This window comes from Plastoroseomonas hellenica (assembly GCF_018129085.1).
Classification (GTDB): domain Bacteria; phylum Pseudomonadota; class Alphaproteobacteria; order Acetobacterales; family Acetobacteraceae; genus Plastoroseomonas; species Plastoroseomonas hellenica.
The window spans coordinates 213,877-238,567 of record NZ_JAAGBB010000004.1; the positions used below are offsets into that span (position 1 = coordinate 213,877).

24 protein-coding genes are annotated in these 24,691 nt (G+C 71.1%); 12 read left to right on the top strand and 12 right to left on the bottom strand.

Translation table 11 applies throughout. The features are described 5' to 3' along the window. Positions 1–37: 37 nt before the first annotated feature. From GXW71_RS05020 to GXW71_RS05030, 3 genes are all read right to left on the bottom strand, one after another. Complete coding sequence (locus GXW71_RS05020) at positions 38–595, bottom strand: rod shape-determining protein MreD (protein WP_211851300.1); 558 nt, start codon at positions 593–595, stop codon at positions 38–40. A 7-nt stretch (positions 596–602) separates the two neighbouring features. Continuing rightward, positions 603–1,469: a rod shape-determining protein MreC gene (gene mreC, locus GXW71_RS05025; protein WP_211851301.1), complete on the bottom strand. Its 867-nt coding sequence runs from the start codon at positions 1,467–1,469 to the stop codon at positions 603–605. Between the two features lie 91 nt (positions 1,470–1,560). Next, positions 1,561–2,604 carry a rod shape-determining protein gene (locus GXW71_RS05030; RefSeq protein WP_211851302.1) on the bottom strand — a complete coding sequence of 348 codons (1,044 nt, stop codon included), beginning with the start codon at positions 2,602–2,604 and terminating at the stop codon, positions 1,561–1,563. A gap of 314 nt (positions 2,605–2,918) precedes the next feature. Here GXW71_RS05030 and GXW71_RS05035 point away from each other — a divergent pair, with 314 nt between their 5' ends. Both GXW71_RS05035 and GXW71_RS05040 read left to right on the top strand, forming a co-directional pair. Next, entirely contained in the window at positions 2,919–3,158 is a 240-nt protein-coding gene (locus tag GXW71_RS05035) for a YMGG-like glycine zipper-containing protein (protein ID WP_211851303.1), read from the top strand. A gap of 99 nt (positions 3,159–3,257) precedes the next feature. Beyond that, a complete protein-coding gene (locus tag GXW71_RS05040; protein WP_211851304.1) occupies positions 3,258–3,635 on the top strand; it encodes a hypothetical protein in 378 nt (125 codons plus the stop codon). 4 nt (positions 3,636–3,639) lie between these two features. Here GXW71_RS05040 and GXW71_RS05045 read toward each other — a convergent pair whose 3' ends face one another. Then, a complete protein-coding gene (locus tag GXW71_RS05045) occupies positions 3,640–5,409 on the bottom strand; it encodes a caspase family protein (protein WP_211851305.1) in 1,770 nt (589 codons plus the stop codon). Positions 5,410–5,562: 153 nt separating this feature from the next. Between GXW71_RS05045 and GXW71_RS05050 the strand changes: the two genes are divergently transcribed. Together GXW71_RS05050 and GXW71_RS05055 are read left to right on the top strand one after the other, a co-directional pair. Continuing rightward, a complete protein-coding gene (locus tag GXW71_RS05050; protein WP_211851306.1) occupies positions 5,563–5,838 on the top strand; it encodes a hypothetical protein in 276 nt (91 codons plus the stop codon). 22 nt (positions 5,839–5,860) lie between these two features. Beyond that, on the top strand, positions 5,861–6,223 hold the full coding sequence (locus GXW71_RS05055; RefSeq protein WP_211851307.1) for a hypothetical protein: 363 nt from the start codon (positions 5,861–5,863) through the stop codon (positions 6,221–6,223). 164 nt (positions 6,224–6,387) lie between these two features. Here the strand turns inward: GXW71_RS05055 and GXW71_RS05060 are convergent, their stop codons facing one another. The 7 genes from GXW71_RS05060 to GXW71_RS05090 all read right to left on the bottom strand — a co-directional run bounded on the left by GXW71_RS05060 (position 6,388) and on the right by GXW71_RS05090 (position 13,783). Further along, complete coding sequence (locus GXW71_RS05060) at positions 6,388–7,968, bottom strand: 2-isopropylmalate synthase (protein WP_211851308.1); 1,581 nt, start codon at positions 7,966–7,968, stop codon at positions 6,388–6,390. A 342-nt stretch (positions 7,969–8,310) separates the two neighbouring features. Then, entirely contained in the window at positions 8,311–9,246 is a 936-nt protein-coding gene (locus GXW71_RS05065) for a DUF4253 domain-containing protein (protein WP_211851309.1), read from the bottom strand. 55 nt (positions 9,247–9,301) lie between these two features. Continuing rightward, positions 9,302–11,218, bottom strand: coding sequence for a 1-deoxy-D-xylulose-5-phosphate synthase (dxs, locus tag GXW71_RS05070; RefSeq protein WP_211851310.1), 1,917 nt, complete (start codon positions 11,216–11,218; stop codon positions 9,302–9,304). Next, positions 11,219–12,112, bottom strand: coding sequence for a polyprenyl synthetase family protein (locus GXW71_RS05075; protein WP_211851311.1), 894 nt, complete (start codon positions 12,110–12,112; stop codon positions 11,219–11,221). Then, positions 12,109–12,354 (bottom strand): exodeoxyribonuclease VII small subunit, encoded by a 246-nt coding sequence (locus GXW71_RS05080; RefSeq protein WP_211851312.1) that lies wholly within the window; start codon positions 12,352–12,354, stop codon positions 12,109–12,111. The genes GXW71_RS05075 and GXW71_RS05080 overlap by 4 nt, the downstream gene beginning before the upstream one ends. Before the next feature lie 263 nt (positions 12,355–12,617). Then, positions 12,618–13,547 carry a histone deacetylase family protein gene (locus GXW71_RS05085; RefSeq protein WP_211851313.1) on the bottom strand — a complete coding sequence of 310 codons (930 nt, stop codon included), beginning with the start codon at positions 13,545–13,547 and terminating at the stop codon, positions 12,618–12,620. Continuing rightward, on the bottom strand, positions 13,544–13,783 hold the full coding sequence (locus tag GXW71_RS05090) for a sulfurtransferase TusA family protein (RefSeq protein WP_211851314.1): 240 nt from the start codon (positions 13,781–13,783) through the stop codon (positions 13,544–13,546). Before GXW71_RS05090 ends, GXW71_RS05085 begins: the two co-directional genes overlap by 4 nt. Before the next feature lie 245 nt (positions 13,784–14,028). On the opposite strand from GXW71_RS05090, the gene GXW71_RS05095 reads away from it, so the two are divergent. The 3 genes from GXW71_RS05095 to GXW71_RS05105 all read left to right on the top strand — a co-directional run bounded on the left by GXW71_RS05095 (position 14,029) and on the right by GXW71_RS05105 (position 17,730). Then, the gene (locus GXW71_RS05095; protein ID WP_211851315.1) at positions 14,029–14,928 is read left to right on the top strand and encodes an ROK family protein; all 900 of its coding nucleotides are present in this window, start codon (positions 14,029–14,031) and stop codon (positions 14,926–14,928) included. A gap of 166 nt (positions 14,929–15,094) precedes the next feature. Then, on the top strand, positions 15,095–16,402 hold the full coding sequence (locus GXW71_RS05100; protein WP_211851316.1) for a DNA polymerase IV: 1,308 nt from the start codon (positions 15,095–15,097) through the stop codon (positions 16,400–16,402). A gap of 182 nt (positions 16,403–16,584) precedes the next feature. After that, entirely contained in the window at positions 16,585–17,730 is a 1,146-nt protein-coding gene (locus GXW71_RS05105) for a vanadium-dependent haloperoxidase (protein WP_211851317.1), read from the top strand. A 44-nt stretch (positions 17,731–17,774) separates the two neighbouring features. Here GXW71_RS05105 and GXW71_RS05110 read toward each other — a convergent pair whose 3' ends face one another. After that, positions 17,775–18,533: an HpcH/HpaI aldolase family protein gene (locus GXW71_RS05110; protein ID WP_211851318.1), complete on the bottom strand. Its 759-nt coding sequence runs from the start codon at positions 18,531–18,533 to the stop codon at positions 17,775–17,777. A 177-nt stretch (positions 18,534–18,710) separates the two neighbouring features. On the opposite strand from GXW71_RS05110, the gene GXW71_RS05115 reads away from it, so the two are divergent. From GXW71_RS05115 to GXW71_RS05135, 5 genes are all read left to right on the top strand, one after another. Then, positions 18,711–19,577 carry a dimethylarginine dimethylaminohydrolase family protein gene (locus tag GXW71_RS05115; protein ID WP_211851319.1) on the top strand — a complete coding sequence of 289 codons (867 nt, stop codon included), beginning with the start codon at positions 18,711–18,713 and terminating at the stop codon, positions 19,575–19,577. Further along, entirely contained in the window at positions 19,574–20,968 is a 1,395-nt protein-coding gene (locus GXW71_RS05120) for an FAD-binding oxidoreductase (protein WP_367615985.1), read from the top strand. Before GXW71_RS05115 ends, GXW71_RS05120 begins: the two co-directional genes overlap by 4 nt. A 64-nt stretch (positions 20,969–21,032) precedes the next feature. Next, positions 21,033–22,238: an MFS transporter gene (locus GXW71_RS05125; RefSeq protein WP_211851320.1), complete on the top strand. Its 1,206-nt coding sequence runs from the start codon at positions 21,033–21,035 to the stop codon at positions 22,236–22,238. A 258-nt stretch (positions 22,239–22,496) separates the two neighbouring features. Next, positions 22,497–23,477, top strand: a complete 981-nt coding sequence (locus GXW71_RS05130) for a M14 family metallopeptidase (protein WP_211851321.1) — start codon at positions 22,497–22,499, stop codon at positions 23,475–23,477. 231 nt (positions 23,478–23,708) lie between these two features. Then, positions 23,709–24,599, top strand: coding sequence for a fumarylacetoacetate hydrolase family protein (locus GXW71_RS05135; protein WP_211851322.1), 891 nt, complete (start codon positions 23,709–23,711; stop codon positions 24,597–24,599). The last annotated feature ends 92 nt before the right edge of the window (positions 24,600–24,691 follow it).

A 24,691-nucleotide genomic window follows, 5' to 3' on the forward strand; every position in this document is an offset into this window, starting at 1 on the left:
CCTCCGCGCCATCCGGCGCTCTGGTCATCGGGCGCGCTCAAGAGTCGAGCTCCGCCCGCTGCATCGCCTGATGCGCGCGGGTCATCAGGAAAGCGAGGGTCGGATAGAGCCCGGCCGAGAGCAGCGCCAGATGCAGCGCCGGCATGGGCGGCGGCAGTTGCAGCGAGAGCACCGCGTACAGCAACCAGCCGAGCCCGGCCGCCCCGGCCGCGAAGGCGCAGAACACCAGCCAGACGGCGAGGAAGCTCCACGCCGCCAGCCCACGCCGCCAGCGGAAGGCCAGGCCATGGACGACCAGCAAGGTCAGGATGCCGATGCCGATCGGCGCATAGGTCAGCAGGTCCTGCAGCAGCCCGAGCGCGAAGACGGCCGGGGGCGTCATGCTGACCGGGCGGAACACCGACCAGAAGAACACCGCCGGCAGCACCACCGCTGGAACCAGCGCCGGCAGGCCGAGCGGGGCCGCCGCCAGCACCAGCAGGATCGCCGTGGTCACCGGCGGCAGCGCCGCGCGCGCGATGCCGTCGAGCCGCCGCAGCAGGCCCTGCGCTGGCTCCGGTCGTCCCGGGCTCGGGCGAAGCGGTGGGCGCGCCATGCCGTCCTCAGCGCCGCCCCGGTCGCGGCTCCGGCCGGGCGACCGATTCCGGGGGCAGGATGCCGCGCAGCCCGAAGTCGAACAGCCGGACCATGTCCAGCCGGTCAAGCTGGGCAAAGAGTTCGACCTCCGGCGTGCCGGAGGCGGAGAAGCGCACCACGCCGACCGGCAACCCCGCGGGGAAGGCGCTGGCCTCCGCGCTGGTCACCACCCGTTCGCCCTCCTGCGGCATCACGCCTTCCGGCCAATGCGCGATGCGCGGCCGGGCGCCGTTGGTGCCGACCATCATGGCCCGCACCCGCGATCCCTCCAGCGTGATCGGCACCCGGCTGTTCATGTCGGTCGCGAGCAGCACGCGGGCGGAGCGCGCACCGACCTCCGTCACCCGCCCGACCAGGCCGCGCTCATCCAGCGCCACCTGCCCCTTGCGCACCGGCTGCGCCGGGTTGGTCGCCAGCAGGACCGCGCGCGCATAGGTGCCGCCGCCATCGGCGACCACGCGCGCGGTGTTGAAGCTCGGTGCCGCGTCGGGCACGAAGTTGGTCTGCCGGCGCAGCAGCGTATTCTCCGCCTCCAGCGCCAAGGCCGCCGCGTGCCAGCGGCGCAGATGCTCGTTCTCTTCGCGCAGCCTGGCATTCTCGCTGCGGATGTTCACGAGGTTCCGGGCCTCGGCCACCGTCTCCTCGATCGCGCGCAGCGGTTCCGCCAGCGCGCTGTAGACCGGGGCCAGCGCATCGGCCAATGCGGTCCGCGCGCGTTCCGCCAGCATCGTGTCCGCCTTGCCGAGCAGCAGCGTGCCGAAGGCCGCCGCCACCATCAGTGGCAGCGTCAGCCTCGCCAGCGCCTGCCGCAGCGGAATGCTGAGACGAATCACCGCGACCCTGCCCTTATGCCTCGTGCTGTACCAAGTCTGGCGTGGCGATCATGCACCATGGGCATGGTCGCCGTCGCCCCCTCAAGACATTTCAATACATGGAGGACAGGACGTGGCGCAGCCGCTTGATGTCCTCGAGCGCCCGCCCGGTGCCGAGCGCCACGCAGGAGAGCGGCTCCTCCGCCACCACCACCGGCAGCCCGGTCGAGTCGCGCAGCACCTGGTCCAGCCGGTGCAGCAACGCGCCGCCGCCGGTCAGCACGATGCCCTTGTCCACGATGTCAGCCGCGAGTTCCGGCGGCGTGTTCTCCAGCGCCACCTTCACCGCCTCCACGATCTGGCTGACCGGCTCATAGAGCGCCTCGGCGATCTGGCGCTCGGTGATCTGGACCTCGCGCGGCACGCCGTTCATCAGGTCCCGGCCCTTCACTTCGGTGAAGGTGCCCTCCCCACCCGTGTCCGGCGCGGCGGCGCTGCCGATCTCCATCTTGATGCGCTCGGCGGTTGATTCGCCGATCAGCATGTTCGCGCTGCGACGGATATAGCTGATGATCGCCTCGTCCATCTTGTCGCCGCCGACCCGGACGCTGCGCGCATAGACGATGCCGCCCAGCGAGATCACCGCCACCTCGGTCGTGCCGCCCCCGATATCGACGACCATGGAGCCGGAAGGCTCGGTCACCGGCAGGCCGGCGCCGATCGCGGCCGCCATCGGCTCCTCGATCAGCAGCACCTTCCTGGCCCCGGCGCTCTCGGCGCTCTCCTGAATGGCGCGGCGCTCGACGGCGGTGGAGCCGGAGGGCACGCAGACGATGATCATCGGCGAGGCGAAGGAGCGCCGGTTGTGCACCTTGCGGATGAAATGCTTGATCATCTCCTCCGCCACCTCGAAATCGGCGATGACGCCGTCGCGCAGCGGCCGGATGGCGGCGATGTTGCCGGGGGTGCGGCCCAGCATCAGCTTCGCCTCCTCCCCCACCGCCAGCACCTGCTTGCGGCCGCGGGTGTCCGAGATGGCGACGACGGAAGGCTCGTTCAGCACCACGCCCCGGCCCTTCACGTAAACCAGCGTGTTCGCGGTGCCGAGGTCGATGGCCATGTCGGCCGACAAGAAGCCGAACAGGCTAGAAAACATGCGCCGAACCTTCCAAGGCGCGGTCCGCCCCGTCACGCCGCGCGGGGGGCGACCGCTTCACGAGATAGAGTGCGCGGGAGGCGGGCGAGCCTTAGCCGGGCCGGCCCCGGCGCTCAAGCCGGATTCCGGATGGCATCCTCACGGCAGCCGGGCGGCCGCCGACGGGACCGCTGAGCACCGGGCATGGGAGTTCGACACCAAATCGGGGAGTCAGGCCGCAGACAGCCATTCACGCCAACTTGCGCCGGGGACCCGGCGCAACCGGCAGTGTCGAACCGACGTTGATTTCCTATCCACCATTCCAGGAGGAGGACATGCGGAAGATTGCCATCGCCTTGGTCGCCATTGCCAGCATCGGCCTGTCGGGCTGCGGCTATTCCCGCGGGGACCGAGCCGTCTCGGGCGGCCTGCTCGGCGCCGGCGCGGGCGCGGCCGTCGGTTCGCTGTCGGGCAATGCCGGCACCGGCGCGCTGATCGGCGGCGGTGCGGGCGCCCTGGGTGGCGCCCTGACCAGCGGCCACGACGTCAATCTCGGCCGGCCGATCTGGCGCTGACCGTCTGCGCCCGCGCAATCCTGTTGCGCGGGCGCAGCGAATGGCGATGATGCCGTGAAGCGGGGGCCGGTGCCCCCGCCCACCGGGAGCCGTCCTGAGATGCATCGCCGCCTTCTTCTCACAGGCGCCGGCCTTGGCCTGCTGGGCCTCGCCGGTTGCCGCCTCGCCCCAATCCATACGGTCACCGATGGCGCCTTCCGGGGCAGCGCCCCGCTGCCGCGGCGCGGCGACCAGATCCGCCGCGCCGCCATCCGGCTCGGCTGGCAGGTCCAGGACATCCGTCCTGGCCTGATGCGCGCGACCTTCAGCGCAAGGCGCGACCAAGCGGTGGTCGAGATCGCCTATACCCGCGACCAATTCTCGATCCGTCACCTCGAAAGCACCAACCTCAGCTTCGACGGCACCCAGATCAACCGCGCCTATAATGGCTGGGTGCAGGATCTGGAGCGGGGGATCGTCGCGGCTTCAGCGAGCTGATAAATCAGCGGGCCCGGCTCGAGGTGACCCGGCAGGCCTGCGCCGCGCCCCGCGCCGGCGCCCAGACCACGGTGCCGCTATTGGGGCCGACCGTCAGGTCGCCCCGCGCCAGGGCCGGTGCCCCCGGACATTCCGCGCGAAAGGCCATCGGCGTCGCACAACTGTTGCGGAAGGCGAAGCCCGTCAGCCCATCCTGGCTACGGACCCCGGCGAAGCTCACCCCGCACCGCCCGGGTGGCGCGGGCGCCCCCGGCTGCACGCCTGGCTGAGTGCCTGCCGCCGCCGGCGTCGCGGCCGGCAGCGCCGCCAAGCGGCGCTGTGCCTCCTCCGCAACCGGTGTGCCGGCCCCCGCCCGCTGCGCCTGGGAAAAGGCCCGCCGCGCCGCGTCGTTCGCGCCGCGGTCGCGCTGCGCGTCGCCCAGCATCAGCCAGAGCGGCGCCTCCTGCGGCGCCAGTCGGGTCCCAAGCTCCAGCACCCGCACCGCCTCCGCGGCGTTGCGCGCCTCGAGCAGGCCCGGCGCCTGCGCCGCCAGCCCGCGCGCCAATTCCCCCGACCCAGGCGCTGGCCCGTCGCGCAGGCGCTGCAGCACCGGCTCCGTGGCCTCGCCGTCCACCGGCAGCCCGGTGGCTGCCTGGAAAGCCCGGATCGCCGCCGTCGTCCGCGGCCCCGCCGTGCCATCCGCCGGGCCGGGATCCAGCCCGAGGCCGGCCAGCCCGCGCTGCAATTGCTGAACGCCGTCCCGCCCCAGCGGCGCCGGGGCCGATGCCGGCAGCGAGCGCGGCGGCGGTGCCGGTGCCGCGAGTGCCGCGAGCCGCGCCCGGGCGATCGGGGCGAAGATCCCATCGGGCCAGCGCGCCAGATAGGCTTCCAGCTCCGGCGCCTGGCCCTGCAACTGGACCGATTGCCAGAACAGCAGCTCCGTGGCGTCGGCACCGCCCGGCGGCGGCGGCAATGCGACCGATGGCGCGGTGCCGGCCGGCGGCGCCTCCGGGCGCGGCGCCGATGGGATCAGAAAAAGCTCCCCGGTCGCCTGGTCGTAGATCGCCGGATTCTGCGCGTGGCGGACCATTGCCGCATCCGTCCGCACCCGCTCCCGCACCTGCTTCACGGCCGCGTCCAGGCTGACCCCGGGCTCGGCGAGCGCCGGCAGCAGATGGCGGGTGAAGACGCTGTTGGGCGAGGTGTCGGCGTCGCTCAGGCGATCGAGCGCCGCCTCGCCGATCCCGGCGGAATAGACCACATAGGTCCCGCGCGGCGCGTCGGCGCGGCCGAGGCCGCGGGTGCGGCCGGTGCTGCGCCCGGCCTGGCGCGGCAACGGGTTGTCGCGGCAGGCATCGATGATCAGCGCGGAGTAGCGCACCCCGGAATCCGACATGGCCTGGGCCAGGTCGGTCAGCAGCAGCCCCTCCCGCAGGATGATCGTCTCCGAGAGGGTCGAAGGAATATCCGCGGGCAGCAGCACGTTGGTGCCCCGGATCTCCACGCCGTGGCCGGCGAAGAAGAACATGCCGACCTCCGCCCCACGCAGCCGCTCCTCGAACTCCGACAGCGCGACGGAGAGGGCCCGGCGATCGGGATCGGTGCGCAGGATCACCTCGAACCCCGCGATGGTGAGCCGCGCGGCCACCGCCGTTGCGTCGTTGCGGGCGCGGCTCAGCTTTTCGACCTGCTGGTAGTTGTCGATGCCGACCACGAGCGCCACCCGACGCGCCTCCGCCGGCCCCACCGCGAGGGCCGCCAGCAGCAGCAGAAGACAGGCAAGAGCGCGCGACACCGTCGGTCCATCCCTTGGCAATGGCAAAACATTCCGTTATCGTGCCGTTCTGGTCAAGCGCGAAGCCGCACGGGCTCACGGTCGCGAGAATTTCGGCTGGCCTTCACGGGTCTTTATCAAGATTGATGTCGCAACGAAGCCGGGAGCCCCGCGATGCGGCTGAACTCGATCCGCCTTGCAGCGCTTCTGCTGCTCCCCGGCGTCGCGGCCGCGCAACCTGCGCCCGCACCCGGGCGCTACCAGGCGGTGCCAGGCAACCCCACGGTGCTCATCGACACCGCGACCGGCCAAAGCTGGGTATTGGTGCAGACACCCGGCCCACCCGTGCAATGGGCGCCGCTGCGCTTCTGGACCCCCGGCAACGTGCTCGCCCCGCTGCCGCCGGCGCCTGGTGCCGTCGGCAACCGCCCGAGTGGCGGGGGCAATTGATCGGCGCCACCTGGCGCTTGCCTTGGTCGCCGGCCTGACAGGATGCACCGTCGACGGGACGGGCCATGCGCCCGGCACTAGGCCCGTCGGGAATGGCTATCTCCGCGTAGGGGGGCTGCAGTCCGAGGGAGACGTCCAGGCCGTCTATTGGGAATCCGTCGAGCCGGGCCAGATCCTGACCGGCGATGACAGCATCCGCGCCCTCGTGATCCGGGATCCAGAACTGATCGCACGCTGCGGCGCGCCGACGGTCGTGAACTCGGACGAGCGCATGCTGCCGTCGTCTGAGCCGCCCCGCCGGCGGCGGGAAATCACCATGGCCATCCGCTGCCCGAACCGCTCCCCCCAACGGATCTCCGGGGCGAATGCCCCGGAGATCCGATGATCTAGGCGGTATCGAATTCAGCACCGGGAGGCGCCTGGCGAGAGATTTTTTGCGCTGGCCAGGCGCGCGGCGCTGCCGATGCTGGTTGCATCGGCAAGCCGCGCAACGCCGCCAGCGTGGAAAAGACCCGCCAGGCGACCCCGAAGGCTGAATGTCGATCCGCCCTAGGCGCTCATCGCTTCGGGCGCGGTGCGCTCGCGCTTCACCAGCAGCTTGTTCAGCGCGTGCACATAGGCACGCGCCGAGGCGACGATGGTGCAGGTGTCGGCGCCCTGGCCGTCGACCAGCTTGCCGTTCTCCTCGAAACGCACGGTGACGCGCGCCTGGGCATCGGTGCCGCCGGTGACGCTCTGCACGGCGTAGAGCTTCAGCGCGATGTCATGCGGATAGGCTTGGCGCAACGCGTTGAAGGTCGCGTCCACCGCGCCGTCGCCGGTCGCGACGCCGGTCCTCGCCTCGCCATCGATCTCCAGCGCCAGGGTGGCGGTGGGCTTCATGCCCATGCCCGTCGCGACCGTCATGCCGGTGAGCCGGATGCGGTCATGGCCACGGACGACCTCGTCATCGACGAGCGCCGCGACATCCTCGTCGTAGACGACCTTCTTGCGGTCGGCGAGGTCCTTGAAGCGGCGGAAGGCATCGTTGAGCTGGTTGTCGCCGATCTCGCCATAGCCCAGCGCCTTCAGCTTGTCGCGGAAGGCGGCGCGGCCGGAATGCTTGCCGAGCACCAGGCTGTTCTTGGTCCAGCCCACGCTTTCCGGCGTCATGATCTCGTAGGTGGAGGCATCCTTCAGGACGCCATCCTGGTGGATGCCGCTCTCATGCGCGAAGGCGTTGCGGCCGACGATCGCCTTGTTCGGCTGCACGTCGAAGCCGGTGATGGTCGCCAGCAGCTTGCTGGTGCGCAGGATGCGCGGCGTCTGGATGCCGTGGCGGAAGGGCAGCACGTCGTGGCGCGTGCGCAGCGCCATCGCCACTTCCTCGATGCTCGCATTGCCCGCACGCTCGCCGATGCCGTTGATCGTCGCCTCGATCTGCCGCGCGCCGCCTTCGATCGCGGCCAGCGTGTTCGCCACCGCCATGCCGAGGTCGTTGTGGTTGTGCGCCGAGAACACCACCGTGTCGGCGCCAGGCACCCGCTCCATCAGCATGCGGAAGATGCCGCGGATATCCTCCGGCATCGAATAGCCGACGGTGTCGGGGATGTTGATCGTGGTGGCACCCGCCTTGATCGCCGCCTCGACGCAGCGGCAGAGGAAGTCCGGGTCGCTGCGGCTGCCATCCTCGGCGCTCCACTCGACATCGTCGGCATGCTGGCGGCCGAGCGTCACGCTGCTGGTGGTGAGTTCCAGCACCTCCTCCCGGCTCATGCGCAGCTTGACGCGCATATGCAGCTCGGAGGTCGCGAGCACGATGTGGATGCGCTTCCGCGCCGCCGGCTTCAGCGCCTCGGCCGAGCGCAGGATGTCGGCGGGGTTGGCGCGGCCGAGGCTCGCCACCACCGGCCCGTCCTTGGCGAAGAGCTTGGCGATCGCCTGCACGCTTTCGAAGTCGCCGGGCGAGGCGATGGCGAAGCCGGCCTCCATCACGTCGACGCCGAGTTCATGCAGCGCCTCCGCCATGCGCAGCTTCTCCTCGAGGTTCATGGAGAAGCCCGGCGACTGCTCGCCGTCGCGGAGGGTGGTGTCGAAGAAGATGATTCGGTCGGGGTCCAGCGTGCCGAAGCTCGGGTGCGTGATGGCCATCGGAGGCGTTCCTTGCGCGTGCTGTCTTGGTGGCGCACCCATCCGGGCGCGCATGGCGGGTCATCCTCTCCCCCTGAGCGAACCCGGCCGTGACCGGCCGGGCGCTACGCCCAGGGGCCGATAAGTCGAAGGAGGAGCGCCGGACGTGCGTCGCCGCGGGCGGAACGCCCGATGGTCAGCCCAGGAAGGAGGGCGCGCTGCGTCATCTCTGAAACAGAGTAACCGGCCGCCGGGCGCCGGGCAAGCCGGAAGCCAATCCAAGTCTTTGCCTTGCGCGCAGCCGCCACACCAACCCTGCGCGCGATACCCGGCTCCGAAAGTCAGGACTTTCTCCGCCGAGTATCAATCCCACCAGAAATACCACCAGTCGCTCGCCATCAGGATCGCGGCGAGCGGGGCGAGCGTGCCCACCCCTTGCAGGACGATGTCCTCGCAATAGACGGACTGCTCCCGGGCCAGCGCCAGCGCTGCCTCCCGTGTCTCGGGCCGGCGCGTCACGCGGAGGTTGAGCACATCGTTGCTGATGCCGACGAGTTCCGCGCCATGGCGGTCCCGCCACGACCGGAGCGCCGCGACATGCAGCTCCGGCGGGGGATTGGCGTTCCAGCCGCCCCATTTCAGGAAGGCCGGGGCCGCCGTGCCGTCCCGCGTGGGGAGCACCAGGATATGCACCTTCGGCAGGGGGTGGTCCTGGTGGTCCCGCGCGACCGTAAGCCCGGGCCCCCCCTCCGGCACATCCGGCCATTCGCCGATCGCCGGTGCCCCCTTCGGGCGGGCACTGTCCTCCCAGAGCCCGCGGATCTCCTCGGGCGACAGCGCCTGCCACTGGCCATCCGGAAGGCTCAGCCGGTTCACCCGGGGCGGCAATCCCGGCCCGTTGCCGCCGCCGGTCATCGCTTCGAAGTGCTGCCGCTCCTCGGCACGAAGCGCGTGCAGGGCGTCCGGAAAGCGGAGTGCTTCGGCGGCGGCAAGGATCGCCTCCGCGGACCGCGCATCCCCGATTTCCAGCCATTCGGCGAGGCGCACCAGGTCCCCGTCCCCGCCGACCACCACCGGCCAGCCTTCGCCCTCCGCCCGCAGCCGCTCCCAGGCCGCCAGCGCCGCCTGACCATCGGTCTCGATGCGCCGGAAGGGGATGGAGGCGATCGCGCGGGCCAGTGCGGCTCGTTCGGGGCTGCGGTCCCCAGGGCCGATGGGCCGGCCATGGGAAGCCCCGCGCCAGACGGAAGCGATGCTCCTGCCCCACCGGGCCAGCCAGCTCGGAACGCCATCGGTCATGCCGTGCCCTCCGGCGCCACGGCCCGCAACGGAGGATGCCGGGCGCCGCGACGTGTCAGGCGCGGGCGGGTTGCGCGTTTGCTTCACCCATGGCGGCGAGTGCGGCGGCGACGATCTGCGGCGCGTTCAGCCCGGCCTCGTCATACTGCTTCACCGGGCTGTTGTGGTCGATGTAGCGGTCCGGCAGCACCATCGGACGCAGCTTCAACCCCGTCTCCAGCAGACCCGTCCACGCCAGGTGCTGCATCACCAGCGAGCCAAAGCCCCCCACCGAGCCCTCCTCCACCGTGATCAGCACCGCATGCTCCCGCGCCAGACGCTCCACCAGCTCCACATCCAGCGGCTTCGCGAACCGCGCATCCGCCACCGTGCAGCTCAGCCCACGCGTCCCAAGATCCTCCGCCGCCGTCAGGCATTCCCCCAGCCGCGCCCCGTAGGACAGGATCGCCACGCTCGTCCCCTCCCGCAGCACCCGGCCGCGCCCGATCGCAAGCGGCGTCCCCCGCTCCGGCAGAGCGAGCCCCAGCCCCTCACCCCGCGGGTAGCGCAGCGCGCTCGGGCCGCTGTCCAGCACCGCCTGCGTCGCCACCATGTGCATCAGCTCAAGCTCATCCGCCGCCGCCATCAGCACCATGTTCGGCAGGCATCCCAGATACGCGATGTCGAACGACCCCGCATGCGTCGCGCCATCCGCACCCACCAGGCCCGCCCGGTCCAGCGCGAACCGCACCGGCAGGTTCTGCAGCGCCACGTCATGCACCACCTGGTCATAGGCCCGCTGCAGGAACGTCGAGTAGATCGCGCAGAACGGCTTCATCCCCTCCGTCGCCATCCCCGCCGCAAACGTCACCGCATGCTGCTCCGCGATCCCCACGTCGAAGCTCCGCTTCGGGTACGCCTTGCCGAACGCGTCCAGACCCGTCCCCGACGGCATCGCCGCCGTCACCGCCACGATCCGATCATCCGCCGCCGCTTCCGCGATCAGTGCCTTCGCGAACACCTTCGTGTACGAGGGCGGGCCCGGCGGCGCCTTCACCTGCTCACCCGTCACCACGTTGAACTTCGCCACACCGTGGTACTTGTCCGCGCTCTGCTCCGCCGGCGCGTAGCCCTTGCCCTTCTGCGTCACCACATGCAGCAGGATCGGGCCCTGGTGGTCGGTGTCGCGCAGGTTGCGCAGCACCGGCATCAGGTGGTCCATGTCGTGCCCGTCGATCGGGCCCACATAGTAGAACCCCAGCTCCTCGAACAGCGTGCCACCCGTCAGCAGCCCGCGTGCGAACTCGTCCGCCCGCCGCGCCGCCCGCTCCAGCGGGCGCGGGAACCGACGCGCCATCTTCGCCATCAGCTCCCGGATCGACAGGAACGGCCGCGACGAGATCAGCCGCGACAGATAGGCGCTCATCGCCCCCACCGGCGGCGCGATCGACATGTCGTTGTCGTTCAGCACCACGATCAGGTTGGCCCGGCTCGCCCCGGCATTGTTCATCGCCTCATAGGCCATGCCGGCGCTCATCGCCCCGTCGCCGATCACCGCGATGACGTGCCGCTCCTCGCCCTTCAGCTCGCGTGCCACCGCCATCCCGAGACCCGCCGAGATCGAGGTCGAGGAATGCGCCGCACCGAACGGGTCGTATTCGCTCTCCGACCGCCGCGTGAACCCGGACAAGCCCCCGCCCTGCCGCAAGGTCCGGATCCGCTCCCGCCGACCCGTCAGGATCTTGTGCGGATAGGCCTGGTGACCGACATCCCAGATCAGCCGGTCATGCGGTGTCTCGAACACCGCATGCACCGCAACCGTCAGCTCGACCACACCGAGCGAGGCCCCCAGGTGACCGCCCGTCACCGACACCGCGTCGATCGTCTCCGCGCGCAACTCACCAGCAACCTGCTTCAGCTGCTCCGCCGACAGGTTCCGTAAATCCGCAGGCTCCCGAATACGGTCAAGCAGCGGCGTGACGGGACGGGTCATTCAATTCCTCCGCTCGATCGCGTAGGTGGCGAGCGCACGCAACAGATCGGCGCGTTCCCCGAAACTGTCCAGATGGTGGGCGGCTTGCTGGGCCAGGCGTTCGGCCTGCAGCTTGGCGCGCTCGGGCCCCAGCAGGCCGAGCAGCGTCGCCTTGCCGGCGGCCGCGTCCTTGCCGGTCGCCTTGCCCGCCTGTTCAGGCGTCGCGGTCAGGTCCAGCAGGTCGTCAGCGATCTGGAAGGCGGCGCCGAGATCGCGGCCATAGGCCGATAAGGCGTGACGCAGGGTCGGCGGCGCCTTGCCGAGAATGGCGCCCGCCTCGGCCGCGAATTCGATCAACTTGCCGGTCTTCAGGAGTTGCAGCCGCCCGATGGCCGACTCCTCGAGCGGCGCCGTGGCCTGCTCGGCCAGCATGTCCAGCATCTGCCCGCCGCACATGCCGCGAGGCCCGGCGGCGCGGGCGAGGCAATGGCAGAGCTCGGCGCGCACCGCCGGATCGGCATGCGTCTCCTCATGCGACAGCACGTAGAAGGCATTGGCCTGCAGGGCGTCGCCCGCCAGGACCGCGGTCGCCTCGTCGAAGGCGATGTGCACCGTGGGCTTGCCGCGGCGCAGATCGTCATCGTCCATGGCCGGCAGGTCGTCATGCACCAGCGAATAGGCATGCAGCATCTCGACCGCCGCCGCCGCCCTGAGTGCCGCGCTGCGCCCAACGCCGAACTGCTTCGCCCCTTCCAGCACCAGGAAGCCGCGCAGCCGCTTGCCGCCGCCGATCGCGGCGTAGCGCATGGCCTCAAACAGCCGCGACTCGTCGCCCTCCGATTGTGGGATCACGCGGTCGAGCGCGGCGTCGATCTCGGCCGCCGCCTCGGCCAATGCGGCCGCGAGGTCGGTCACTCCACGTCCCGAAGCGTGGCGCCGCTCGGCCCTTCCACGATCGCCTGCACCTTCTGCTCCGCCTCGGCGAGCTTCGCCTCGCAATGCCGGCGCAGCGCGGCACCGCGCTCATAGGCGCGCACCGATTCCTCGAGCTTCCCCTGCCCGCCTTCCAGCGTCTTCACGATGCCTTCCAGCTCGGCCAGCGCCTCCTCGAAGGACAGGGAAGCAACATCCGGGAGCGGGGCGTCAGCGGCGGCCATGGCGATCAGGTTCCGGTTCCGGCATCTGGTTGGGCCGGACCATACAGGGGGAAAGCCCATGGTCCAGCCCGGATATAGGCTCAGGCTTGGCTCGCGAACAGATTCACGCCTCCCGGCATTCGCCCTACGGCGATCTGCCCAAGTTTGGCTCGCGAACAGATTCACGCCCTTCGGGCATTCGCCCTGCGGCGAATCTGCCCAAGTTTGGCTCGCGAACAGATTCACGCCTTCGGGCATTCGCCCTGCGGCGATCTGCTTCGCGCTCAACTATCCCGCAGGCTCCGCACATGCGCGGCAGCCGAGGCGCCGAGCGCCGCCAGATCGTAGCCCCCTTCCAGCAGGCTCACGACCCGTCCGCCCGCGTGTCGTTCCGCGACCGCGCAGAGAGCCGCGGTCAACCAGGCGAAATCCGGCTCCCGCAGCCGGAGCTGGGCCAGGGGGTCGGCGGCGTGGGCGTCGAAGCCGGCCGAGATGATGAGCAGCCCCGGCGCGAAGGCCTCGACCGCCGGCAGCAGCGCCCGTTCCCACAGCGCCCGGAAGGCGGCGCCGTCCGCACCGGGCGGCAGGGTGCCGTTCACGATATTGCCGACCCCGGTCTCCGTCACCGCCCCGGTGCCCGGATACAGCGGCCATTGATGGGAGGAGACATAGAGCAGGCTCGGCTCGGCCTCGAAACAGGCCTGGGTGCCGTTGCCGTGATGGACGTCGAAATCCACCACCGCCACCCGCGCCACCCCATGCGCCGCCTGGGCATGCCGGGCGGCGATGGCGGCGTTCGAGAACAGGCAGAACCCCATGGGCCGGGCGGGCTCGCAGTGATGGCCAGGCGGCCGCACCGCGCAGAAGGCGCGCCGCACTTCGCCCCCCATCACCGCATCGACCGCGGCGACGGCGGCACCCGCGGCGCGCAGCGCGGCCTCGGCGCTGCCATGCGACATCATGGTGTCACCATCGAGCGGCACCCGCTCATCGGGCTCCGGCCGGATGCCGAGGATCGCCTCCACATAGGACAGCGGATGCACCCGGGTGAGCTGCTCCTCGGTCGCGCGCGGCGCGTCCCCCTGGATCAAGTCCGAGAACTCCTCGGCCTCCAGCGCCGCCACCACCGCCCGCAGCCGGTCCGGGCATTCCGGATGGTAGGGGCCGGGATCATGCCCCAGGCAGGCGCGGTGGGTGAGGAGCAGCAGGCTCATGCCGCCGGCTCTTCCCGCTTCTTCAGGACGAAGCGGAACAGGCCCTGATCCTCGCTGAAGGCGACCAGGGCATGCCCGGTTTCCCGGCAGAAGGCACGGAAATCGGCGACGCTGGCGGGGTCGGTCGCCAGCACGGTCAGCTTGGCGCCGGGGGCCAGACCACGCATCGCCTTGTTCGCCTTGAGCACCGGCAAGGGGCAGCTCAGGCCCTTCACGTCAAGCAATGTCTCGGACATGGGCCCACCGCACCACGGAGCGCGGCCCGGGGCAAGCGGGACCACCAGCAGATCGCGGCGGCAGGCCGCCAACGGAAAGGCCGGGCTGCGAGGCCAGCCGATGCAGACCGAGGCCGCGAATGCGGCCCGCGCGCGACCAACCGCGGCGCCGGGCGCATACCCGACAGCGCGAAAGCCAAGCAGCCGGAGGCTGCGCCGGCGCCTGAGGCTTGAAATAACCATAAGGATCGGGGAACACGATCCTTATGAACATCAGGCTCGGCGTGGACCTCGGCGGCACCAAGGTGGAGATCGTGGCCCTCGGCCCGGATGGCCGCCCCCTGTTGCGGGAGCGCAGCCCCACGCCCGGCGGCTACCGTGCCACCGTCGAGACCATCGCCGGCCTGGTCGAGGCCACGGAGGCGAAGCTCGGCGCCCAGGGCAGCCTCGGCATCGGCATCCCCGGCAGCCTCAGCCCCGCGACCGGCCTGGTGCGGGGCGCCAATTCCCAGGAGCTCAACGGCAAGCCGCTGCGCGAGGACCTGGAGGAGCGGCTGCACCGGCCGGTCCGCATCTCCAACGACGCCAATTGCCTCGCGATGAGCGAGGCGGCGGATGGCGCCGGCGCCGGATATGAGACGGTCTTCGCGGTCATCCTCGGCACCGGCGTCGGCGGCGGCATCGTCTCCCGCGGGCGCATCCTGGAAGGGCGCAACCGGGTCTGCGGCGAATGGGGGCATACGCCGCTGCCCTGGATGTCCGCCGAGGAATTCGCCGGCCCGCGCTGCTGGTGCGGCCGGCCTGCCTGCATGGAGACCTTCCTCTCCGGCCCGGCGCTGGCCGCCGATGCCGACGGCCCCGGCGCCCGCGACGCCAGTGGCCTGCCGGCCCGCGCCGCGGCCGGCGACTGCCGTGCGCAGGCGGCGCTGGACCGGCACACGGACCGGCTGGCCCGCGCGCTGGCGATGGTGGTCAATATCCTCGACCCGGATGTCATCGTGCTGGCCGGCGGCCTCTCCAACATGGAGCATCTCTATGAGGCGATGCCGCGGCTGATGCCGCGCCACGTCTTCAGCGACCATGCCGAGACCCCGGTCGTGCGCGCGAAGCATGGCGATTCCAGCGGCGTCTTCGGCGCCGCCCGCCTCTGGGACAGCGGCGGCTGAGAGGCCGTATGGGAATGGGGCGGAGGCGGGCTGGCGAGGGATTTTTCGCTCCTGTCGGGTCGGCCGACGCAGCCGATGCCGGCTGCATGGGCGAGGAGGCCGGCGCGGCAGGGGCGGAAAAGCCCCGTCAGGACGCTCCGCATCCATTCCCATACGGCCTCTGATCATGCCGAGCCTCTGCCGCGACTGCTTCCACATCGCGGACGAGGCCATGGCATCCTGCGCGCGCTGCGGCCGCCGCCGCATCGCGACGCATCCCGAGCTGCTGACGCTCTCGGTCGCGCATGTCGATTGCGACGCCTTCTACGCGAGCGTCGAGAAGCGCGACCGGCCGGAGCTGCTGACCAGGCCGGTCATCGTCGGCGGCGGCAAGCGCGGCGTCGTCTCGGCCTGCTGCTACATCGCGCGCACCCGCGGCGTGCGCAGCGCCATGCCGATGTTCAAGGCGCTGGCGGCCTGCCCGGACGCCGTCGTCATCAGGCCCGACATGGCGAAGTACGTCTACGAGGCCCGCCGCATCCGCGCCCTGATGGAGGCGCTGACGCCGCTGCTGCAGCCGCTGTCGATCGACGAGGCGGTGATGGACCTGAAGGGCACCGAAGCGCTGCACGGCGCACCGCCCGCCGCCGTGCTGGCGCGCTTCGCCCAGGCCGTCGAGCGCGAAATCGGCGTCACCGTCTCGGTCGGCCTCGCCGCCAACCGCCTGATGGCCAAGCTCGCCGCCGAGCGCGACAAGCCGCGCGGCTTCGCCATGATCGGCGCCGGGGAGGCCGCCGCCTGGCTCGCCCCGCAGCCGGTCTCGCTGCTGCCCGGCATCGGGCCGGCGATGGAGAAGCGGCTCGCGGCCGCCGGCATCACCCGGCTCGGCCAGCTCGCGGTGCTCGATCCGAAGCAGGCGGCGCTGCGCTTCGGGGAGGACGGGCCGTCGCTCACCGCCCGCGCCCGCGGCAAGGATAGCCGGGCCGTGGACCCGGACCGCGAGACCAGGTCGGTCAGCGCCGAGACTACCTTCAACAGCGACCTCCGCGATCCCGCCGCGCTGGAACGCCCGCTCTGGCGGCTCTGCGAGAAGCTGGTGCGCCGTCTCAGGGAGAAGCGGCTCGCCGCCGGCGGCGTCGTGCTGAAGCTGAAGACCGCCGATTTCCGCAACCGCACCCGGCATGCGCGCCTGCCCTCGCCGACGCTGCTGCCCGACACGCTGTTCGCGGCGGCCCGCGCCCTGCTGGCGCGGGAAGCGGATGGCCGTACCGCCTTCCGGCTGATCGGCATCGGCGCGCAGCCGCTCGCCGATGCGGCGGATGCGGATCGCGGCGACCTCGCCGACCCCACCGCGCCGAGGCGCGCGGCCGGCTGGGCGGCGGTCGAGGCGCTCCGCAAGCGGTTCGGCGAGGATGCCATTGCGCGGGGCCGCGCCCTGCCCACCAATCCGGCACCGCCGAAGGGTCCGGCTGCCTTGCCGCCGAAGACCCGCTAGGCTGCGATTCTGGGGAGAGGAGTCCCGTCTTGGAAAGATCAGCGCCGCGTCGCGCCCTGCGCCGGCCCCGTGCCATCCTTCTTCTCACCGCATCACTACTGTCCGTCCTCGCTCTTCCCGCCCGCGCCGCCGACGCGGTCGGGGAATGGGTCGCGGTCGTTGACCGGCTGGATGGCGGGCAGATGCGCCGCTACACCCTCTCCATCCTGTTCCCCGCGATCCATGACGCCCTGAACGCCATCCAGCCGCGCTACACTCGCTGGACGCCGCGGGCAGCGGATGAACCGCGCGGCGCAGCCGCCTCCCCGGAAGCCGCGATCGCGACCGTCGCGCATGAGGTGCTGACGCGGCTCGGCCAGGGGCGCACACCCGACCGCGAAGCACCCTATGCGGCGGCGATGGCCCGCGTCCCGGCGGGACCCGCGCGCGACGCCGGCGTCGCCCTCGGCCGTGCCGTCGCCAACGCCGCGCTGCAGCGGCGGGAGCTCGACGGCTATGCGCCCTATTCCTCCTTTTCCGTCAGCAACCGCCCCTGGCGCTGGCGCCCGACACCGACCGATTTCCAGCGCGACGTGGTGCCGACCACCGCGCCGCTGCTGTTCACGCCCGAGGCCGCGACCGCGCTGATCCCGCCGCCGCCGGCTTTCGGCAGCGACATCTATCGGCGAGACACGGAGCAGGTCCGCCGCGTCGGCCGGCGCGATCAGTCGACCCGCACCGCCGCGCAGACTTCATCCGCGCTGTTCTGGGCCAACCAGGTCTCGCATCGCGGCTTCATGGATGCGGCGGTCACGCTGCTCGAGGAGCGGCGCCCGGCGGACGGGCTCTGGGGCAGCGCCCGGGCGCTGGCCCTGATCGCGATCGCGATGGACGACGCGGCGGTGATCATCTGGCAGGCGAAGGAACGCTACAGCGTCTGGCGTCCGGTCACCGCGATCCAGATCGGCGGCGGCGGCGTCACGCCCGATCCCGACTGGATGCCGCTGATCAACACGCCGCCCTTCCCGGAATACCCCTCCGGCCACGCGACCGACTGCGCCGTCGGCGCCGCGCTGATGGCGAGCTTCTTCGGCGCTTCGACGCCCTTCACCTACCGCTCGCTCGGCGTGCAGCAGATCTATTCGCAGCGCTTCCAGTCCTTCGCGGCGGCATCGCATGATTGCGCCCAGTCCCGCATCTGGGCCGGGGTGCACTGGGCGCACACGGAGGATGTCTCGGAAGAACTCGGCGCCGCGATCGCGCGCCAGGCGCTGACCCATCTGGTACCGCTGGTGCGCCCGGATGCCCAGGGCTTCGCGCCCTCGCGCAGCGCGCAGGGGCGCCCCTGAAATGGCGCGGGTCGGGCGTTGCCGCCCCGACCCGCGCGAAAGCCTCAGCCGCGGGCTTCGATCACCGCCGCCTTGGCGGCGGCCACCATGACGCCGACGTCGTTGGCGATGGTCACCAGCTTGAAACCCATCTTGATCATGCGGTTGGCATAGGCCGCGCTGCCATTGTGCAGCCCCGCCGCGATGCCGCGCTTGCCGGTCTCGGCCAGTAGCTTCTCGTAGATCTTGAGGACGAAGGGATCCTCGACATCGAGCTTCGGCTCCAGCCCATAGGAGAAGGAGAGGTCCGAGGGGCCGACATAGATGCCGTCGATGCCGGGCACGTCGAGGATCGCCTCGATGTTCTCGATCGCCTGCTTGGTCTCGATCATCGGGATGACGAGGATCTCGTCATTCGCGGTCTTCTGATAGCCGCCGGAGGAACCATAGGCGCCGGCGCGGATCGGGCCGTTGCTGCGGGTGCCGGCGGGCGGGTACTTGGAATACTGCACCAGCGCGCGGGCTTCCTCCGGCGTGTTCACCATCGGGCAGATCACGCCATAGGCGCCGGCATCCAGCACCTTGCCGATGATGCCGGGCTCGTTCCAGGGCACCCGGACCATGGGCGTCACGCCGGAGGGCTGCATGCCCTGGAAGCAGGCGACGCAGGAGAGGTAGTCCTGCACGCCGTGCTGCATGTCGACGGTCACGCTGTCCCAGCCGGCCTTGCTGTACATCTCGGCGCTGAAGGCCGAGGGGATGGCGAGCCACCCGTTCACCACTGCCCGGCCCGCTTTCCAGGCTTCCTTGACCTTGTTCGCCACGCTCTTCCTCCGGACGGTTCCGTATCGACGACCCGACGCTAGAGCAGATCGCCGAAGGGCGGAACCCGCCCGAAGGCGTGAATCTGCTCGCAGAACAAATTGGCCCGCGTCCGGAGCGCGTCAAATCAGCGGACTCGATGCTGGACGCTCCCCACGCAGCGCGTCACCCTGCTCTGCATGACGCCCTGGACCGTCGCATCCGAGACCGGCCCGCTGACCGATGTGCTGGTCTGCCCGCCCACGCATTTCCGCTGGCTGCCGACCAACAGCATCGCCCGGCGGACGCTGGCCGAAGCGCGCCAGGCGCCGACCGCGGCCCAGGTCGCGGCCCAGCATGCGGAGCTGGTGGCGGCGCTGGAACAGGGCGGCGCCCGCGTGCATACGCTGACGCCCGAGCCGCATCTGCCCTACATGGTCTATACGCGCGACAGCGTGGTGGTGACGCATCGCGGCCCCGTCCTCTGCCAATTGGAGCGACGCGAGCGGCGCGGCGAATACGCTGGCCTGATCGATTTCCACGCGGGCCGCTTCTGGCGCAAATCCTCGGCCGGCACGCTGGAAGGCGGCGATATCCACATCATCCGCCCCGGCCTCGCGGTGGTCGGCGCTTCCGGCGGCCGCACCGACATGGCGGGGGCCGAACAATTCGCGGATTGGCTGCGAAGCGAAGGCTGGGAGGTGCGGATCGAGCCCTTCGACGAGCATTTCCTGCACCTCGACGTGCTGTTCTGCATGGCCGCCCCCGGCCTCGCCGTCGCCTGCCACGACGTGCTCGACCCGGCCTTCCTCGGCTGGCTCGGGCAGCACGGCATCCGCACCATCCCCGTCCCCTATGCGGCGGCGATGACGCTCGGCTGCAACATCCTTTCGCTCGGGCGGGATCGCGTGATATCGGCGCGCGAAAGCACGGGTTTGAACGCCGCGCTGCGTGCGGAGGGCCTGACCGTCCTCGACCCGGCGCTCAGTCTTTTCACCTTGGGCGGCGGCGGGCCGCATTGCCTGACCTGCCCGCTCTCCCGTGACGACCAGGACGCCATTCCGTGAACACCATCAGCCCCCGCCCCGTCGATGCCGTGATCGCTGCCGCCCGCGATTTCCTCGGCGAGCGCATCAGCACCAACCAGGCGCTGCGCGAGCAACATAGCCGCGGCGAGGACACCACCACGCCGACCTTGCCAGACGCCGTCGCCTTCGCGGGGACGACGGAGGAGGTCAGCCGCCTCATGACCCTCTGCCACCAGCATGGCGTGCCGGTCACCGCCTTCGGCGCCGGCACCTCCCTCGAAGGTCATGTGAACCCGGTGCGCGGCGGCATCTCGCTCGACCTCTCGCGCATGACCGCGGTGCTGGAGGTCAACCAGGAGGACATGGACTGCCTGGTCGAGCCCGGCGTCACGCGCCACCAGCTCAACGACCACCTGCGCGACCAGGGGCTGTTCTTCCCGGTCGATCCCGGCAGCCACTGCACCATCGGCGGCATGTGCGCGACCCGCGCCTCCGGCACCAACGCCGTGCGCTACGGCACCATCCGGGAAAACGTGCTGGGCCTCGAAGTGGTGCTCGCCGATGGCCGCGTCATCCACACCGGCGGCCGCACGCGCAAGGCCGCGAACGGCTACGACCTGACCCGCCTCCTGATCGGCAGCGAAGGCACGCTCGGCATCATCACCAAGGTGCGGCTCCGCCTGCACGGCATCCCGGAGGCGATCTCCGGCGCCGTCTGCCAGTTCCCGACGCTCGCCGCCTGCGTCGAGACCGTCATCGCCACCATGCAGGCCGGCATCCCCGTCGCCCGCATCGAGCTGCTGGACGAGGTGCAGATGGATGCCTGCATCCGCTACTCCAAGCTCGAAGGCTTTTCCGCGCTGCCGACGCTGTTCCTGGAGTTCCACGGCAGCCCGGCCGGCGTCGCCGAGCAGGCGGAGACGGTGGAGGCGATCGCGACCGACATGGGCGGGCTGGGCTTCGCCTGGACCGCGGATGCGGAGGCCAGGAACAAGCTCTGGAAGGCGCGGCACGACGCCTATTGGGCCTGCATCGCGCTCCGCCCCGGCAGCCGCGGCATCGCGACCGATGTCTGCGTGCCGATTTCCCGCCTCGCCGAAGCCCTCCTTGGCGCCAAGGAGGACATCCTCGCCTCCGGCCTGACCGCGCCGATCGTGGGCCATGTCGGCGACGGCAACTTCCACACCGTCATCCTAGTGCCGGAGGATGAGCCGGACGCGCTGGAGCGCGCCTGGGCGCTCGACAAGGCGATCGTCGCCCGCGGCCTGGCGCTCGGCGGCACCTGCTCCGGCGAGCATGGCGTGGGCCTAGGCAAGCGCGAGTTCCTGGAGCAGGAGCATGGGATCGAGGCGCTGGCGGTGATGCGCGGCATCAAGGCCTCGCTCGATCCCAAAGGCATCCTCAACCCGGGCAAGATCTTCCGGAACTAAGACCCCTCAAGCCAACCAGAAACACGCCACTCACACACGCCAATCACAAAAAGGCTCTGATGCTGTGACCGAAGGGACGCGGGAGGCGTCGGCGGCGCTGGTCGTGCCGCTGCTGGTGCTCGCACTCGGGCATGTGCTGTCGAACGCGGTGCGCACCTTGCCCGCGATCGCGGCCGATGTGCTGGCCCGCGACCTCGGCGTGACGGCGGAAGGGCTCGCGACGCTGACCGGCGGCTTCCTCTTCGCCTTCGCCTTCGGGCAGGTGCCGCTCGGCGTGGCACTCGATCGCTGGGGGGTGCGCCCGGTCTCGCTCACCCTCTTCGCGCTGGTCTGCGCGGGCACCGCCGTCGCCGCCATCGCGCCCGGGCCATGGAGCTTCCTGCTGGCGCAGGTCACCATGGGCCTCGGCTGCTCCGGCATGCTGCTCTGCCCCATGACCTATGCCGCACGCATCCTGACGCCGGCCCGCTTCGGCCTCTGGTCGGGGCTGCTCCAGGCGGTCGGCAATACCGGCATGCTGCTCTCGGCGAGCCCGCTCGCCTGGCTGGTCGAAACCCATGGCTGGCGCGCCGGCTTCTGGGCCTCCACCGGCTTCGGCCTGGTCGCCATGGCGCTCGTCTTCGCGACGGTGCGAGAGAGGCCGCCGCCGCGCGACCCGACGCGCACCCTGCTGCGCGACGCACGGGAGACGCTGGCACTCTCCGTCTCGCCGGCGCTGCGGGGGGTGGTGGCGCTCACCTTCGCGTCCTTCGCTGTCGTGATGGGCATCCGCGGGCTGTGGGGCGGGCCCTGGCTGATGGAGGTGAAGGGCCTGACTCGCATCGAGGCCGGGCATGTCCTCTTCGTCGCGACCCTGTCGCTGATCATCGGGCCGGCGATGGCGGGCGTGCTGGACCGCCATCTCGGCCATCGCCGCGCGGTGCTCGCAATCGGGCACCTGGTCGCGGCCGCGCTGATCTTCGCCATGCTGGCCGCGGCGCGGCTGCCGGCCGGCATCGACCTCGCGCTGCTGTTCGCCTTCGGCCTCGCGGTCTCGGTGCAGCCGCTGAGCTTCGCACTGGCACGCGGCGCAGTGCCCACGGCGCAGACCGGCCGGGCGCTGGCGGCCGTGAACCTCTCCTTCTTCGGCGGCGCCGCGGTGCTCCAGGCCGCATCCGGCCCCGCCGCCGCCTGGGGCGGTATCGGCGCCGCCATCGCGGTCTTCGCGGGCGCGGTCGTCATCGGCACCCTGCTGTTCCTCGCGATGCCGGAGCCACGCCCGAACGGCTGACCTCGGCCCGGATGCCGCCCCAGGCAGACGATCGCCAGGGCATGGGTTTTCCGGATACAAGCCCGGCGCCGCGACGCGGCCGGCCTTCCCGGCGAAACGAGCCGCCCGTTTGCGCCTTTCGTCGACCCGTATAGGATGCGGGGCAACGAGGGGAGATGCGGACGTGAACGCGGGCGCACGGGCGCAAGCATCGACGGTGGGGACAATCGCAGCCATGCCGGCCACGCGGATGGCGGCGCTCGTCTGAATACGGTCCCGATGCCGCCCGACGCGCCCCCGCCCGCCAGCCCTCTGCCCGACCGCCCGGAACCGCCGCGCTTCCCGGTGAACCTGGCGGCCCCCGACCTCGCCCCCTGGCAGGACGGCAATGCCGGCATCCCCGGCGTCCACAGCTTCGCCGCCGAGGAGCCCGGCCCGCATCTGCTGGTGATGGCGCTGGTGCATGGCAATGAGATCGCCGGCGCCATCCTGCTCGACCGGCTGCTGCGCACCCGCCCCGTGCCGCTGCGCGGCCGCATCACGCTGGCCTTCGCCAATTTCGACGCCTATGCGCGCTTCACGCCAGAGGACCCGACCGCCAGCCGCTTCATCGACGAAGACATGAACCGGGTCTGGGACGAAGCCACGCTGGCCGGCCCGCGCAAATCGAGCGAACTGAAGCGCGCGCGGCAGCTCCGCCCGGTGATCGATCAAGCCGATGTGGTGCTCGATCTGCATTCCATGCTCTGGCCCTCCGATGCACTGATCCTGGCCGGCCGTTCGCCGCGCGCGGCGCAGCTCGCCGCGCAGATTGGCGTGCCGCCGGTGGTGGTCGCCGATGACGGCCATGCCGCCGGCCGGCGCATCATCGACTATGCCCGCTTCGCCGATGCCGACGGAATCCGTGCCGCCCTGCTGATCGAAGCCGGGCAGCATTGGGAGGAAGCGACAGTCGCCACCATGGAGGCTTCCTTCCGCCGCGCGGCGCGCAAGCTCAGCCTGCTGCCGCCGGCGCGCGGAGAGGCTGCGCTGCCGCGCGGCCGCATCGCGCATGTGACGCGCACGGTGACCGCGACCACCTGCCGCTTCACCTTCCTCCGTGAATTCCGCGGCGGCGAGGTGATTCCGGAGCGCAACACCCTGATCGCGCTCGACGGCGAGGCCGAGATCCGCACGCCGCATGACAACTGCCTGCTGGTCATGCCCTCGCCCCATACGCTTCGGGGCCACACCGCGGTGCGTCTCGCTAAATTTGACTGAGGTTCTGGGGTGTGGCCCCGAAGCGAGTTTTGTTTGGCCTCAAGCGCCGGCGGCCGCATTCGCGGCCTCGGCCTGCATCGGCTGACGCCTCGCAGCCCGGCCTTTCCGGTGGCGGCCTGCGGCCGCGGGGTGGGGGTGAGGCGTCAACCCTCCGAAGCCTTGGCGAAGGAGGGTGGACAGCCGGACCGTGGCGCGCTCCCCTGCGGCCGACCAACCAAGGGAAACGCCCGCATGGCCGCGCTCCGGCTCATCACCTTCACCGATACCTCGGGCCCCCGCCCGGGCCTGATGCTGGAAGGCGGGCGCGTGCTCGACCTGGCGGCGGCAGGCATCCGCTTCACCTCCATGCAGGCGCTGATCGAGGCCGGCCCCGTTGTCGTCCCGGCGATCCGCCCGATCGCGGAGGCGCCGCCGGAAGCCGCCCTGCTCGCTGCCGATGCCGTCACTCTGCTGGCGCCGATCCCGCGTCCGCACCGCAACGTCTTCTGCGTCGGCCGCAACTACCAGGACCATGTCGCCGAGGGCGACCGCACCCGCGGCATCACCCAGTCCGAGGTGCCGAAATACCCGCAATTCTTCACCAAGGCGCCGGATACCGTCATCGCCCCGCATGCCGAGATCCCGAGCCACGGCACGGTCACCAAGTATCTCGACTACGAGGCGGAGCTGACGCTCGTCATCGGCACCGCCGGCCGTGATATCGCCCGCGAGGACGCGCTGAAGCACGTCTTCGGCTACACCATCGCGAACGACGTCACCGGCCGCGACCTGCAGCGCCGCCACGGGCAGTGGTTCAAGGGCAAGTCGCTGGACCGCTCCTGCCCGCTCGGCCCCTGGATCATCCCGGCCGAGGACCTCGACGCCACGGACCTCGCGATCAAGCTCTGGATCAACGGCGAGCAGCGGCAATCGAGCCGCACCAGCAAGATGATCTTCGACATCCCCGAGATCATCCACCAGCTCTCGGCCGGCTTCACCCTGCTGCCGGGCGACGTGATCATGACCGGCACGCCGGAAGGCGTCGGCTACGCCATGGTGCCGCCGCGCATCCTGACCACGGGCGACCGCGTCGAGATCGAGATCGAGGGCATCGGCCGGCTGGAGAATCCGGTCGGCGCCTGAGGCCCCGGGGGGCGGAGCGTCCGCGCGGCGGGCAGCCGCCCTACCCGAGCGACCGCGCCGGCGCGCCCCCCACCCGCGCGCCCGGCGGCACG

Coding starts and splice junctions, on each gene's coding strand:
- GXW71_RS05020 (WP_211851300.1), bottom strand. CDS start 595: ATGGCGCGCCCACCGCTTCGCCCGAGCCCGGGACGACCGGAGCCAGCG.
- GXW71_RS05035 (WP_211851303.1), top strand. CDS start 2,919: ATGCGGAAGATTGCCATCGCCTTGGTCGCCATTGCCAGCATCGGCCTG.
- GXW71_RS05040 (WP_211851304.1), top strand. CDS start 3,258: ATGCATCGCCGCCTTCTTCTCACAGGCGCCGGCCTTGGCCTGCTGGGC.
- GXW71_RS05130 (WP_211851321.1), top strand. CDS start 22,497: ATGCCGCCCGACGCGCCCCCGCCCGCCAGCCCTCTGCCCGACCGCCCG.
- dxs (WP_211851310.1), bottom strand. CDS start 11,218: ATGACCCGTCCCGTCACGCCGCTGCTTGACCGTATTCGGGAGCCTGCG.
- GXW71_RS05100 (WP_211851316.1), top strand. CDS start 15,095: ATGCCGAGCCTCTGCCGCGACTGCTTCCACATCGCGGACGAGGCCATG.
- GXW71_RS05105 (WP_211851317.1), top strand. CDS start 16,585: ATGCGCCGCTACACCCTCTCCATCCTGTTCCCCGCGATCCATGACGCC.
- GXW71_RS05135 (WP_211851322.1), top strand. CDS start 23,709: ATGGCCGCGCTCCGGCTCATCACCTTCACCGATACCTCGGGCCCCCGC.
- GXW71_RS05060 (WP_211851308.1), bottom strand. CDS start 7,968: ATGGCCATCACGCACCCGAGCTTCGGCACGCTGGACCCCGACCGAATC.
- GXW71_RS05095 (WP_211851315.1), top strand. CDS start 14,029: ATGAACATCAGGCTCGGCGTGGACCTCGGCGGCACCAAGGTGGAGATC.
- GXW71_RS05050 (WP_211851306.1), top strand. CDS start 5,563: ATGCGGCTGAACTCGATCCGCCTTGCAGCGCTTCTGCTGCTCCCCGGC.
- GXW71_RS05085 (WP_211851313.1), bottom strand. CDS start 13,547: ATGAGCCTGCTGCTCCTCACCCACCGCGCCTGCCTGGGGCATGATCCC.
- GXW71_RS05065 (WP_211851309.1), bottom strand. CDS start 9,246: ATGACCGATGGCGTTCCGAGCTGGCTGGCCCGGTGGGGCAGGAGCATC.
- GXW71_RS05090 (WP_211851314.1), bottom strand. CDS start 13,783: ATGTCCGAGACATTGCTTGACGTGAAGGGCCTGAGCTGCCCCTTGCCG.
- GXW71_RS05030 (WP_211851302.1), bottom strand. CDS start 2,604: ATGTTTTCTAGCCTGTTCGGCTTCTTGTCGGCCGACATGGCCATCGAC.
- GXW71_RS05080 (WP_211851312.1), bottom strand. CDS start 12,354: ATGGCCGCCGCTGACGCCCCGCTCCCGGATGTTGCTTCCCTGTCCTTC.
- GXW71_RS05115 (WP_211851319.1), top strand. CDS start 18,711: ATGACGCCCTGGACCGTCGCATCCGAGACCGGCCCGCTGACCGATGTG.